We start from the raw sequence: 13,016 nt of genomic DNA on the forward strand, positions 1-13,016 counted from the left end.
ATGACGGAATGGGCGTTATGGGGCTGCCTGCCGTTCCTGACAGCGGCATTATTCACAGATATACGCTGGATGAGAATTCCTAACTGGATTACACTGCCTGCGCTGATCGGCGGACTGCTCCTGCAGTTGATTATCAATGGCTGGCAGGGGCTGCTGTTTTCACTTTGCGGCAGTGGAGCAGGCTTCCTGCTCCTGCTAATTATGTATTTTATCGGGGCGGTGGGGGCTGGCGATGTGAAGCTCTTTGCGGCTATCGGTGCTTGGACCGGAGTGCTATTCTCGCTTCAGGTCATTGTCTATTCGGTGCTCTTGGGGGCGGTCGTAGGCTGGATTATCATTCTCTACAGGAGGGAGACTGGGCGCAGGCTGCGCAGCATAATTAGCAGAACAGCCGGGTTCCTGGTGCTCCGTAATGTGAGTCCGGTCAAAGGCCGGGAAGGGGAACTGCTCAGGTTTCCCTTTATGCTGGCCGTGTTCCCGGGATTCATCTGTGCTTATCTATATTTCTGACTTAGAGCTTATCGTTGACAGCTTAGGAGGTGAAGAGACTTGTTTGGACTTGAACGGGATTTCATCCAGCAGGACGGAATAACGATGCTGCTGGGCAGATCCGGGGGGCTGAGCGCAGGAGAGCTGAATATGGTGCAGGCCCGGATGCTGATGACCAGCGGGATACCGCATCATCTACGCTTGCTGCTTAGAGAAATAGATCTGCAAGTCACACTGGAATACACAGTTGCAAGACGTAAAATGCTGGGAGCACTGCTTAAGAGCGGGAAGCTGAGCATGACAGAATTCTTCGGGCTGATGCTGCAGATCGCTGCCGGGATGGAGGAGGGGCAACTGTATATGCTGCGTACGGAGCAGTATGCGCTCCATGAGGATTTTATCTTTATCGAAGGTCCGCTCAGCAGCGGCAAGGTCTTCCTGACTTATATTCCGCTTGAACTCAAAGAACCTGCATTGAAGCCGGGAGAAGCCTTGAAATCGCTGATCATGGTCTTCATGGGAGCCATCCAGGAGTTATCGGGTGACGGGATTCAGCGGCTGCTGCAATACTGCGGGGAAGAAGCTTTTAGTCCGGCGGGGCTGAAGGAGCTGCTCGCAGAAATGCTGACGGAGGTTACACCCCATAAGGTCCATGTTGAAGGAGCGGAGCCTGCATATGTGAGTCCAGTGGCTGGCGCAGGCACCTCTGGTGCTGTACCAGGAACGAGGATAGACTGGGCGCAGCCTACGGCTCGCAGGTTGGAGGAACCGGGGGGAAGGGAGAGGTCCGTGGCCGCTGCGTTCTCCCGTGTACATGGAGATAAGGAGTCGCAGCCTTCCGGTTCGATGCTTAATCCCACGCCTTGGATGAGCGGTACGCCGCAACTGAAGTGGAAGGATGGATTATCAGGAGTTCATGCAGCAACGGGTACAACAATGAGATCGGTTCAGGCTGAGGACAAGCAAAGTCCTTACAGGACATATATATTGCTGGGGGCATTATTAGGTGATGCGTTACTATGGAAGTTTCTCTATCTGAATGATCCCCGGACACTATGGCTGGCGGTTTGTGCTGCGGTGACTCTGATACTGGCGGCTGTATGCTGGCTGATATGGAGTGGAAGGCTGGCTTGGGGCGAAGCTGAGGAAGAGATGGATGCTCTGGAGGAGGGGCCAGAGGATTATAACAGTACAGCCCGGAACCGTAAGCTGAGAAGCGATCTGGAGTGGGATTTCAGCAGGAATCCGGTAGATCAGCATCGTTCTCCTGCACCGGTCTACACTCCTCAGAACCAGGAAGCAAATGTGGGGCAGAGCGGATTCACAGCCGCACCGGCTGGCAGACAACAGGCTCCGGCGGGAATGAGCGCCAGTAGTCCGCAGAAGAAGGAAGCGGCGATGGCTACAGCGCTGCTGACCCGGGAACCCGTTCAGGTTACAGGGAGCGGACTTACCCAGGCCGGAAGGACAGTGCCTTATCTGGAAAGAAGTGACCCGGATGACGTTGGAGCTCCCGAGAGAATTGAGCTGAACCGGCCCAGCTTCATTATCGGACGCTCCTCTGAAGTGGCTCAGTACATTGAGAAATCGGAGGGTGCTTCACGGGTCCATGCTGAAATCTCCAGAGCCTCAGGAGGATACATCTTGAAGGATCTGGATTCCAGAAACGGGACACTGCTTGCAGGCGAAGCTATGGTTCCCTACAAAGAATACCCGCTGACCGAAGGCAGCGTGTTCACCATTGTTAAGGGTACCTACACCTTTCGCACTGCGTAGCAGAGATAGCTGGGGCAGATGGAATGGTGCGTTTGCAGCAGCCTACTGGTTTTTTAGTTGCTCCAGTGCAGGCTGTAACGTGGGATAGTTGAAGGTGAAGCCGTGGTTAATTGCTTTGGAAGGAAGTACACGCTGGCCTTCCAGCAGAATCTCTGACAGCTCGCCTACAGCAGTTTTCAGCAGAAACGCCGGAAGGGGGAACCAATGCGGGCGATGGTAGACCTTGCCGATCATCCGTCCGAACTGTTCATTGGTAACGGGCTGTGGAGCCGTGGCATTAACGGGACCCTCGATCTCAGGCTGAAGAATGCAGAATTCGATCAGGCGCACAATGTCTGTAAGGTGAATCCAGGACATCCACTGCTTGCCGGTGCCGATTTTGCCGCCGAAGCCAAGCGAGTAAGGCAGCTTCATTTTGGGAAAAGCACCGCTCTCATTGCCAAGTACAACCCCAGTGCGCAGCTTGACCAGACGGATACCGGCATAAGCTTCATCGGCAGCCTCCTCCCAGGTCTTGACTACCTCGGAAGGGAAATCGACGACCCGGGTCTCGGAAGCTTCGGTATAGGTGTCCTGTACGGATGTACCATAGATGGCGACGGCTGAGGACTGGATGATCACGCTTGGCTTATGCTGGAGTGAATTCAGCAGCTTCCCGGCAGCGGCAACGGTTTCAAGCCGCGATTTCATAATCGCCTGCTTCCCCTTAGGGGACCAGCGCTGACTGAGCGAAGCTCCGGCCAGATTTATCAACGCATCTGCACCTTCTGCGGCTTCAGGGCTGGATGCCAAGCTGTCCCAGGTGAGATAGCTAAGCCCCGGATGTACCAGCTTGTTCTCGGGGTTCTTGCGGCCGACACTGATGATCTGATGTCCGCTGTGCAGCCAATATCCGGTAAGCTCGCTGCCTATGAATCCGCTGCCTCCGCAAATGATATATTTCATAGGGATGGCTCCTTAATATACTTTATTTGACCAGATGCTTGTAAGGCGCGTAGTCGATGCCGTTCTTCTCCAGGAAGGTGATCAGGAACCGGTTGTCACGCCGGGGCGTGGCAATAATGTACCCTTGAATACAGTGCTCACGGGTAACCTCCGTTGCATGGCTCTCTACAGCAAGCTTGCCGATCTCAGCAGCGATAGAATGCTTGGCAATGTCGCGGAACGGGCTGGGCACCGGCTGTACAAGCTGGTCCAGAAAAGACTTCATCTCGTCGCTCCACAGCGGACGGCTGCGTTCCACCCAGTAGTTCTGCCAGTCCAGCTTGGATTTGCCGTCAGCCTTGGGCAGTACCTTCAGAAATTTGCGGAACATAAAATAGCCGCCGATGCACATGCTGCCCAGCAGTAAAAAGGTCCAAAATGCGATGGAGTTCATAAACCAGTTGCTTGGAGATGTGGACAATAAGCTTGAGGGTAAATGGAAATGCATGAATACACCGCCTTTGACAATGATGATTGTCACTTTCCTTTTGCTCCTCTTGAGTATAACGTATTTCCTTAGGTTTGCGAAGCGGAAGCGGCCTTTCGGGGCTTGCCTAGATTTATTCTCCCGATCACGGTAGAATAAGGGTTAATTCGTGAAGGAAAGAGGGAAATAGGCATGCTGAAAATAGGTTCACATGTGTCCTGCGCGGACAAGGGTCTCCTGAGCGCGGCCAATGAAGCAAATGAGTACGGATCTACCTCGTTTATGATATATACGGGAGCGCCGCAAAATACACGCCGGAAGCCGATTGAGTCGATGTTCCCCGAGGAAGGCAAGCAGAAGATGCGGGAGAATGGTGTCGGAGAGATTGTGGTTCACGCTCCTTACATTATTAATCTGGGCTCCTACAAGGAGAATACTTACCAGCTGGCAGTAGATTTCCTGCAGGAGGAGATCCGCCGGACCCATGCGCTTGAGGTCAAGCATATCGTCCTGCATCCGGGTGCATTCACTGATAAGGATGCTGATTACGGCATCCAGCGCATTGCAGACGGTCTGAATGAGGTGCTGGGCGGTACGAATGAGACAGATGTGCATATCGCACTGGAGACGATGGCTGGTAAAGGCACAGAGATTGGCCGCACCTTCGAGGAGCTTGCCTCCATTATAGATAAGGTCGAATTTAATCAGCGGCTATCGGTCTGTCTTGACACCTGTCATATTCATGATGCCGGATACGATATCGTGAATGATCTGGATGGGGTGCTGAAGAAGTTCGATGATACTATCGGTCTGGAGCGGCTCGGCGTGATCCATCTTAATGACAGCAAGAACCCGCGCGGAGCGGGCAAAGACCGTCATACACCGATTGGCTCCGGCTACATAGGATTCGAGACGATCAACAATGTAGTCCATCATGAAGCACTCGCAGGTCTGCCGTTTATTTTGGAGACGCCTTGGATTGGCAAGGACGCCAAGAAGCTCCGTCCCATGTATGAAGTAGAAATCGCCCTGCTGCGCGGCAATGTCGCTGAACGCTTCGGTGCGGAATTCCTGCAGGAGCTGGAAGAGCTGCATGCTTTTTTTGCCAAGCAGGAGCTGGATTCCCGCCGTTATGTGCTGGATGTGTGGGAGCTGCTGAAGAATGACGCCAAGGCCAAAAAAGCAGATCCCCGTGAACCGCTGGAACGTCTCTATGATCAAGTCATAGCTGCCGGATTATTCCCTCAGCTTAGTGAGGAAGCCGTTAATCACCGGCTGATCGCCTGGCTTGCAGGCAAACAGCTGCTCGTGAAGGCATAAATCCACACAGATAACGCAAGCAGATGAGAGGATGGACGGAGAATTATGGAATTACACGTGAAAAGAGATCATTCAGCAGGCAGATTATATCCCGACCGGGCGCGTATGCTCATTTCTTGCCCTGACGGTCCGGGGATTGTAGCGGCGGTATCGCATTTTTTGTATCAGCATGGCGCGAACATCGTGCAGTCGGACCAATATACGATGGACCCGGACGGCGGAATGTTCTTCATGCGAGTAGAGTTTGATCTGCCTAAGCTGGATGAGCGGCTGGAGGAAGTGCGTACCATCTTCGGCGGCGTTGCTGAGCGCTTTAAGATGAACTGGCAGATCTTCAAGGTAAGCCATAAGAAGCGGCTGGCGATCTTCGTCTCCAAGGAGGACCATTGTCTGGTGGAGCTGCTCTGGCAGTGGCAGGCGGGTGACCTGGATGCAGATATCGCGCTTGTGGTCAGCAACCACACCGATATGCAGGCTTATGTTGAATCCTTCGGCATTCCGTTCCATCATATTCCGGTCACCGCAGAGACCAAGGCTGAAGCTGAAGTGCGTCAACTGGAGGTTATCGGTGAGGATATCGATGTAATTATACTGGCCCGGTACATGCAGATTATCTCGCCTTCATTCATCGAGCATTACCGGCACCGGATCATCAATATCCATCATTCGTTCCTGCCTGCCTTCGTCGGCGGTAAGCCGTACGCCCAGGCCTATCAGCGCGGAGTCAAGATCATCGGGGCGACTGCCCATTACGTGACTGAGGAGCTGGACGGCGGGCCGATTATCGAGCAGGATGTTCAGCGGGTCAGCCACAGCGATGATGTGAATGAGCTGAAGCGCATTGGACGTACCATTGAGCGGGTGGTTCTGGCCCGTGCGGTCAAATGGCATATTGAGGACAGAATCCTCGTGCATCACAACAAAACGGTAGTATTTAATTAATCAGCAGAGTCTTGCAGTCAACGTTATAACCACTCCGGTAAAAGTCAGCAACCCTGCGTAACGCAGGGGATATAGGACATCGTTCTGGCCTGACTTTTACCGGCATTTATCTTCAGCGGGAGCTTCCCGCAGCCTCAGGCTTCACAACCTCACAAGGATAATCTAATACACTTCTCAACCACTAAGGTAAAAAAGCATTTTACCGGCATTTTGGACATAAGCGCCAAGATGTATTTTGCTATGTGCAGAAATCACATTCAAAGGGGGTAAAGGGCTTGTCAACAAAGCGCGGGCGTCTATTAAAGCGCAATTATTTCTTCGCCGGACTCATCCTGCTCATCGGCTTCGGCGGACTGCTTGGCTATGATCTCTACTTCAAGCCTTATGTACTGTCACAGACCGTTGTCAAAATCAAGGTGGATGGCGGGGGCTTCCTGCCGAAGAATCATGAGCTGACAGCGGAGAATCTCTATCTGGATTCCGTACAGACCAAAGACATCCCGGCTGGGGTCGTCCGTAGTCTGGAGCAGGTGGATCAGAAGATTACGAATGTCAATCTGACGGATGGCAGCATTCTGACCGAGTCGCTGGTGGATGTAAGCGAGCTGGAGCCACAGCAGGACGAGGGGATTTTCCCGATTCCCAAAGACGCCATCTATGCCATCAACGGTTCTCTCCGCAGCAGGGATAAGGTAGATATTTATCTGGTCGAAGGAGACTCACCCGCAAAAGAACGCAGAGGATACAGTCCGGCTGCTGCTGCATCTGTAACTACTTCCGGAGGGGGGCAGCCTTCAGACGCTTCTTCTCTGCTGGAAGCGGAGGTTCCGCCGGAAATCCCTGCGCGCAAAGTATTCTTAAGCGGAGTGACTGTAAACTACGTGCGTACGGAAGATAACAACGATGTACTCGACTCGGAGAATGGCAATAACAATAACCGCTTTACTTCCACAGGGAAGGTGGCAGCACCGGAGCTGAAGCTGAAGAAGAGCGACGGTGAGCTGCTGGGAGCTTATCTCGAGCAGGGCAAGAAGCTATGGATTGTTCGGGTGGAGTAGAAGAGCAGACAGCAAGGAGGAGGAATAAACTTGAGAATATTCAGTCTGGGCATAGATCAGCTGACGATCAACGAGATTAAGCTGGCAGGATTCACTGTTATTGCCCAAAGTGTGCTGCCGGAGCCTGAGCATGCCGGAGGGCATCTGTTAATGGTGACAAGCGAGCAGGTGCCGGTAGCGGAATTAAGAGAGCTGAGAGGGAGGTATCCGGACTCTTCGATTTTGTACATCTATTTGCAAAAAGGGGTGCGGGGTTACCAGGCCATACATATGCAGTGTGAGAGTCTGGGCATATTTTTCATGCCTCCGCGCTGCACCTCAGCGGCCATCATCGATAAGCTGCGCTATATGCTTGAAGATGAGCATAAGGAGAGCGGTAATGTGGTAGGCTTTTTCGGCTCGGGGCCAGGTATTGGCTGCACGAGTATTGCCAAGCTGTTCGCCAGGAGAATTGCCGCTTCAGGGCTGCGGGTAATTATGCTGGGTCTCGATCTGTACGATCCGGGCTATGACCGGAAGACGGCGGTTAGTCTGGACAGGCTGCGGCCGCGGATTACCGGTAAAATGCTGCATGATGAGGATTTCAGCGCGCTGGTGAAGCAGGAAGGCTATGCCTATCTGCCCGGGAACTTCGATTATCTAAGCGCCCAGGATTATCAGGAGGAAGAGATCGAATATCTGCTGGCCAGAGCAAGTGAAAGTGCTGATGTGGTGATTGCGGATTTCGGGTCGATTCCCGAGAGCGCCGCGTGGTACGTGGGGATGCAGAAGTCGGTGCTGCGCATGATTGTTACACACCCCCGGCATGAACACAGGCTGCAGCCCCTGATGGAGCTGGCCGGGCATATGGATCTGCATCCGCAGGACTTCCTGTGGATAATCAATCGCAGCAATGTGGAGGAGCTAACGTCACCGAAGAGCCTGGCCCTGCGTTTTGGCAGCGAGCTTCTGCTGGAGCTACCGTATTATCCATCTTTTCCGGAGAGCCTGCCGTTGGGCAAAAAAGAGCTTCAGCAAGTGGACGATAAGGTCCACGCATTGCTTGTATCACTGGGCCTCGCCCAGGAAACCCGCAAGAAGGGGATATTTCAATGATTAACAACAAGGATGAAAGCTTGCCATTGCAGCGGAAGCGTGTGCTGTCCGGATGGGCTCCGCTGGACCCTGAGCAGGGAAGGCGGCAGGAACAGCGGGACGAGAGCTTACAGGCGGTGCCTGGACTCGCAGACGGAACGCAGAGCAGACGGCTATTTTCACTGAAGCAGAGCGTACTGCGTACCAGCAAGCCCGGCAAAGAGGACTTCTACAGCTTCCTGCACACCATGAAAAGTGAAATGAACGCCGGGCTGGAGCGTGAGGATGATGGCTATTTCGAACTGAATGCGAAGGCGCTGGTTGGTGATCCGCAGGCGGTCAGCTTTTTCATGAACGAGATTGAGAAATACCTGCGCCGGACCCCGTTTACCGGAAAGGTGCCGGAGGCTTACCGCACAGCCGCTGAAGCGTTGTTTCATGAATGGAAGGGCTTTGGCCCCGCCTACCGCTGGTTTACAGACCGGGCCTATAGCGAATCCACCGGACTGCAGATGATCGGGCGGCAAATTTTTTATAACCATCAGGGGAAGTTTGTGGCGTATCCCTATGAGATGCCTTCGCTCGACCGGGTGGAGCAGCTTAAGCGCTCACTCCTCAAAAGCGATCCGGGCAAGAAGCTGAACAAGGATAATCCTTCTGTTGAATTTAAAATGGATGATCCCCTCTGGCCCGGCCGGTTCATTCGTCTAGCCATCTGGGTCTCGCCAAGGGTCTGGGAGGGCTTCACTACCATCTCGCTGCGGCGGCAGGTCGTTGAATTTCTGGATCTGGATGATCAGGCCGGCACGGAATGCATTCCTGCGGAAGCGATTGATCTGATTCGTGCGCTTACCGGGACGTTTCGCAACACAATTATCGCGGGTGCCGTAGGCTCGGGTAAAACTACTTTTGCCAACACGATTGTCGGCGAGCAGCTGCTCGGCTCCTCTTCCTGCATGGGCGTCGTGATGATCGAGAAGCATCCGGAGTCGATTTTACCGTATCAGATCAAAGGCCACCGGATTATTCCCATTCAGGCATCTAATGAAGAATTGATGGAGGTCGGTGTGGAGTCGCTGCGGCATGACCCGAACATTCTCTACATGACGGAGATGCGTTATAACGAGTGGGAATTCTATTTGTGGAGCGGCGAAAAGGGTTATGACGGCATTACGGGCACCTTTCACACCGTAGATTCGGAGGATATTCCTTATCAGGGGGCATTTGCAGTATCTACACGGATCGGCGGCAGCCTGAAGGGGCATTTAATCTCAGCGCTGAAATCCTGTGAGCTGGTGTTCATTCTGGAGAGTGTCCCGGATGGCAAGAAGCGGCTCACGCGGATCTCCGAGGTCTTTTATGAAGAGGCCAGTAATTCGGTCTTCGCGAACGATCTGATGCGCTGGGAACCAGAGCAGGCAGGCTGGACCTATAATGACAAGCTAACCCAGGCGCTGATTGTGAAGATGAAGAAGAAGAATGCCAGAGCGGCCCGGATGCTGCTGCAGGAGCTAGGACATCTCGCTGCGCAGAAGCCGATGACTGACCCGCTGAAGGAAAGTCTGAAGTCCAAAATCGTTTTGAATGAATGAGAGGAGGGAGTGCCTGTGGAGCTGCTGTTCTATATTATCCAGTTTGTGCTTCACCTGCTCGTTGCCAGCGGACTCTGGCTGCTGGTCAAGCCGCTGATTGAGCGGCATCTATGGCAGTGGGGGCAAAAGCTGGATCTGCGGATGAACCTGAAGATGAGTTTGTTCGGCCAGAAGGTCAGTAGCACGAAGAGGAAAATGTGGCTGTACCGCCATCTGGATAATCTGCTGTATTTTGCCCATAAGCGATACGAGCCTGGCATCAGTGTGCTGCGCTTCGTCATCCGTTCGGGGATGCTGTTCCTCGGTGTATTTTTATCGAGTCTGCTGACTCTTAAAGAGCTGCCGGGGCAGATGAGCTTCAGCAATCCTTTTCTGGAAGGCATGGTGTTGAATGACGGCGCACCTGTGGCGAATGCCTGGAGGCTTCCGCTGTTCCTGGCGGTTCTCTCGGCCTGTATTCCTTATCTGCGGATGAGGTATACCTATGCCCAGCGCAAGGTGCGGGGGAGCTACGATCTGCTCGATGTGATCAAAATCGCCACCAAATTCACGCATTTGTCTGCGGATTCCATCTTGTCCAAGACCAGTGACCTGCTGCCGGTGGAGAATGTGCTGAAGACGCCCTTGAGGCTGCTGGGGACAGCGTTCGCCGGCTATAGCAATGAACGGGAGCTGAATGAGGAAGCAGGGCGTTTTGCCGGAGCGATTGGCACGACGTTTGCCGTAGAATTCGTATCGGACCTGCTCTATTGCGAGAAGGAGGGCACCCGTTATCTCAAAAGCTCACTCATGACGCTTAACCGCTCAATGGAGCTGCAACGGGAGACTATTTTGACGGTAAAAGCCAGCAGCAGGGATGCGATCAGCCTGGGGTTGTACGGTAATCTGATTGTGCTGGTGTCTTCTGTGGGAACGTTCATGTACATGCTGAAGCCGGATGTGTATTTCAAATTGCAGTTCGAGACAACGATTGGACTTACATTTATGATGGTGATCCTTACGGGCTTATTCATCTCGTTCATGATCAGCACCATCCTCGCCAGACCCAGACTGGACTACCATTAAGGTGATGAATGATGGATAGATTACTACTTTTAATAGCTGTAACAGGTATTGTGTATCTTGCCTTACTGGTCTTTGTCAGCAGCAGCAGCCGTCAGCAGCGGTATGTGCTCCGTCTGGGCCAGCAGTGGAAGGCCTTCGGGGAACGTGTGCAAAATGAGCGGCTGCAGCAATTGCTCAATCAGAGCGGACTTTCTATACCAGCAGCCAAAATCACACTATTCCGATATTCGGCGGCCCTCCTCTATCTGCTGGTTCAGGCAACGGGAGATTTTGTACGCTCTGAGCCAATGTCCCTATACGATCCTCTGATTGCGCTGCTGATTCTCGTGATTACCAGTCCGCAGCGGGCGCTGCCGTTTGGCTGGGTGCTGAGCTGGCTGCATCAGAAGACGCTGATTCAAAAAGACGGGGAGCTGATCTCCTTCATCCGCCTCTATGAGAACAACCGGCTGCGCAAGCGGGGGTATGTAGAATTTGGAGCCTTCTGCGCCGGAACGGCTAACCATTTCAGTTACATCCGCCAGGATCTGTATGAGCTGTCGGAGCGGGCGGTGGATGAGGGGACGGAGCGGGCGATTGAATGGTTTTGCAGCAAATTCCCGGAGAATCATATGTTCATCAACGATATCCGCTCGATTCTGCTGGCGACAGAAGGGATGGATGATGATCATGAAGCGGCGAAGTATCTGCAGGAGCAGGGTAAAATTATCACCAAAATCTCAAGTGACCAATATCTGAAGAAGTGGTCCTTTATCGGGGACATTTCCACGATCATCAATGTTGTTCCGTCAATCGCTACCTTTCTGATGATTGTGTCGCTGGCGATGCAGTACATTATGCTGATTAAAGGGAATTTTAACGGCGTAGGGATGTTCCAATGACCAGTTCAGACAGGCTTACAGCAAGAAAAAGAACCAAATGAAATTTTTGTTATATTCAAGAAGCCATTTAAAATATAAAATCAAAAGGGAGATATTAACAATGAAAAAAGATGCTATTTCTACTGGTTTGTTTATCGCTATCGGGTTCCTGTGTGTGGCTATCGTAATTGCGGTATTGATTCCTGTGGTACGGGACGTAATCGATAAAGCGGATGACAACAGACCAGATATCCCGGCGGTTAGTCTGATTCAGCCCGCAGATTCTGTGGAGGCGGCAGTAACGTACACAATCGCTGGCCCTTTGGTTTAACAGAGATGAAGAAGGACTCGATTTCCGTCGCGCTGTTTCTGGCTATTGGCTTTGTGATTGCCGGGATTTTTATCGCTGGGGCTACAAGCATTATCGGCGGCAGCCAGGATGATATTATCACCCATGTCAAAGCTGTCGAGAAGTATTAAAAGGAGGCGCTGCGCTTGAAGGCAACCGTCCTCCGGGCCTTGTTCATGTGGCTGGTGCTGTTCATCATCCTGCAGCCGATTTTTACGTACATCGATTATCTGCTCGATCTGCAGGTCAAAGCCAACACCTCGTATATTACGCAAAAGGCAGCGACAGAAGGGAGGGTCACTGCCTCCATGAAGGCAGAGGTCATTTCGAACCTGAAGGCTGTAGGATTTCCGGAAGGCTCAATTAAGATAACCAGCGGAACAGAAGTGATCCTTGAGCGCAAACAGCGGATTGATGTGTATGTGACTGCGCCGCGGGTCAACCTGTTCCCCTACAATTTCTCCGGCGTATCCCAGCCGACACAGTACTATGGACATGGCTCGATCATGAGTGAATATCTCGATTAATTAAGGGATGAAGCTAACCTATGGATTATATTATTAAGCTGGCCTTTGTCCTGTTGATCTTTATTTATTCCTGGTTTTTTCAGATTCAGAATCAGGAATGGGACCAGGTGCGCAGCATGCTTAAGGATGCCAATAATATGGCCGTCCATGACGCATCACAGGAGTTGAACGAAGCAGCGAGGGCCCAAGGCCGTCTGGTCATTGATCCCGCTGAGGCTTATGCCACCTTCCGCCACACCCTGCAGAGTAATCTGGGACTGGATGACGGCTTATCCCCCTTGGCGGGGAGCCGGCTTCAGGCTCAAGTCAAGATCGTCAAGTTCACCATCGTGGATGAATCTACGGGCGATACTTTTCCGCTGCTCTATGAGGACAGCACTTATGGTATCACCAAATACATACAAGGTCCTTCGGTCATCGCCGTTATTCAAACGCAGCACCCGGTGCTAATCTCCAGAAGCAAGGTTCAAGAGGCCATTACGGTACCGGCAGTTCAGGAATATAGGATGAATCGATAACGGCATCCGGCTGATGAAGGTGCGAAAATATGAAA

At 52.6% G+C, this 13,016-nt stretch carries 15 protein-coding genes; 13 read left to right on the top strand and 2 right to left on the bottom strand.

Going from position 1 to position 13,016, the window contains the following annotated elements; genetic code table 11:
* Positions 1-510 carry a prepilin peptidase gene (locus NST43_RS04550; protein WP_209991653.1) on the top strand — a complete coding sequence of 170 codons (510 nt, stop codon included), beginning with the start codon at positions 1-3 and terminating at the stop codon, positions 508-510.
* A gap of 39 nt (positions 511-549) precedes the next feature.
* Positions 550-2,265: a DUF6382 domain-containing protein gene (locus tag NST43_RS04555; RefSeq protein WP_339222815.1), complete on the top strand. Its 1,716-nt coding sequence runs from the start codon at positions 550-552 to the stop codon at positions 2,263-2,265.
* 42 nt (positions 2,266-2,307) lie between these two features.
* On the opposite strand, the gene NST43_RS04560 is transcribed toward NST43_RS04555, so the two are convergent.
* On the bottom strand, positions 2,308-3,210 hold the full coding sequence (locus NST43_RS04560) for a TIGR01777 family oxidoreductase (protein ID WP_209991652.1): 903 nt from the start codon (positions 3,208-3,210) through the stop codon (positions 2,308-2,310).
* Positions 3,211-3,232: 22 nt separating this feature from the next.
* Entirely contained in the window at positions 3,233-3,697 is a 465-nt protein-coding gene (locus NST43_RS04565; protein WP_209991726.1) for a DUF2621 family protein, read from the bottom strand.
* A 171-nt stretch (positions 3,698-3,868) separates the two neighbouring features.
* On the opposite strand from NST43_RS04565, the gene NST43_RS04570 reads away from it, so the two are divergent.
* The 11 genes from NST43_RS04570 to NST43_RS04620 all read left to right on the top strand — a co-directional run bounded on the left by NST43_RS04570 (position 3,869) and on the right by NST43_RS04620 (position 12,981).
* Positions 3,869-4,996, top strand: coding sequence for a deoxyribonuclease IV (locus tag NST43_RS04570; protein WP_339222816.1), 1,128 nt, complete (start codon positions 3,869-3,871; stop codon positions 4,994-4,996).
* Between the two features lie 45 nt (positions 4,997-5,041).
* Positions 5,042-5,938 (top strand): formyltetrahydrofolate deformylase, encoded by an 897-nt coding sequence (purU, locus tag NST43_RS04575; protein WP_339222818.1) that lies wholly within the window; start codon positions 5,042-5,044, stop codon positions 5,936-5,938.
* 275 nt (positions 5,939-6,213) lie between these two features.
* Positions 6,214-6,996, top strand: a complete 783-nt coding sequence (locus NST43_RS04580) for an SAF domain-containing protein (protein WP_339222819.1) — start codon at positions 6,214-6,216, stop codon at positions 6,994-6,996.
* A gap of 30 nt (positions 6,997-7,026) precedes the next feature.
* Positions 7,027-8,091, top strand: a complete 1,065-nt coding sequence (locus tag NST43_RS04585; protein WP_339222820.1) for a hypothetical protein — start codon at positions 7,027-7,029, stop codon at positions 8,089-8,091.
* Positions 8,088-9,662 (top strand): ATPase, T2SS/T4P/T4SS family, encoded by a 1,575-nt coding sequence (locus NST43_RS04590; protein ID WP_209991647.1) that lies wholly within the window; start codon positions 8,088-8,090, stop codon positions 9,660-9,662. Before NST43_RS04585 ends, NST43_RS04590 begins: the two co-directional genes overlap by 4 nt.
* A gap of 15 nt (positions 9,663-9,677) precedes the next feature.
* Positions 9,678-10,727 carry a hypothetical protein gene (locus NST43_RS04595; protein ID WP_339222822.1) on the top strand — a complete coding sequence of 350 codons (1,050 nt, stop codon included), beginning with the start codon at positions 9,678-9,680 and terminating at the stop codon, positions 10,725-10,727.
* A gap of 50 nt (positions 10,728-10,777) precedes the next feature.
* Positions 10,778-11,608 (top strand): hypothetical protein, encoded by an 831-nt coding sequence (locus tag NST43_RS04600; RefSeq protein ID WP_339222824.1) that lies wholly within the window; start codon positions 10,778-10,780, stop codon positions 11,606-11,608.
* A 100-nt stretch (positions 11,609-11,708) separates the two neighbouring features.
* The gene (locus NST43_RS04605) at positions 11,709-11,918 is read left to right on the top strand and encodes a hypothetical protein (RefSeq protein ID WP_209991644.1); all 210 of its coding nucleotides are present in this window, start codon (positions 11,709-11,711) and stop codon (positions 11,916-11,918) included.
* Positions 11,919-11,923: 5 nt separating this feature from the next.
* On the top strand, positions 11,924-12,067 hold the full coding sequence (locus tag NST43_RS04610) for a hypothetical protein (protein ID WP_155991580.1): 144 nt from the start codon (positions 11,924-11,926) through the stop codon (positions 12,065-12,067).
* Positions 12,068-12,082: 15 nt separating this feature from the next.
* A complete protein-coding gene (locus NST43_RS04615; RefSeq protein WP_209991643.1) occupies positions 12,083-12,463 on the top strand; it encodes a hypothetical protein in 381 nt (126 codons plus the stop codon).
* 20 nt (positions 12,464-12,483) lie between these two features.
* A complete protein-coding gene (locus NST43_RS04620) occupies positions 12,484-12,981 on the top strand; it encodes a hypothetical protein (protein ID WP_339222827.1) in 498 nt (165 codons plus the stop codon).
* The last annotated feature ends 35 nt before the right edge of the window (positions 12,982-13,016 follow it).

This window comes from Paenibacillus sp. FSL H8-0332, assembly GCF_037963835.1.
Classification (GTDB): domain Bacteria; phylum Bacillota; class Bacilli; order Paenibacillales; family Paenibacillaceae; genus Paenibacillus_AQ; species Paenibacillus_AQ rhizoplanae.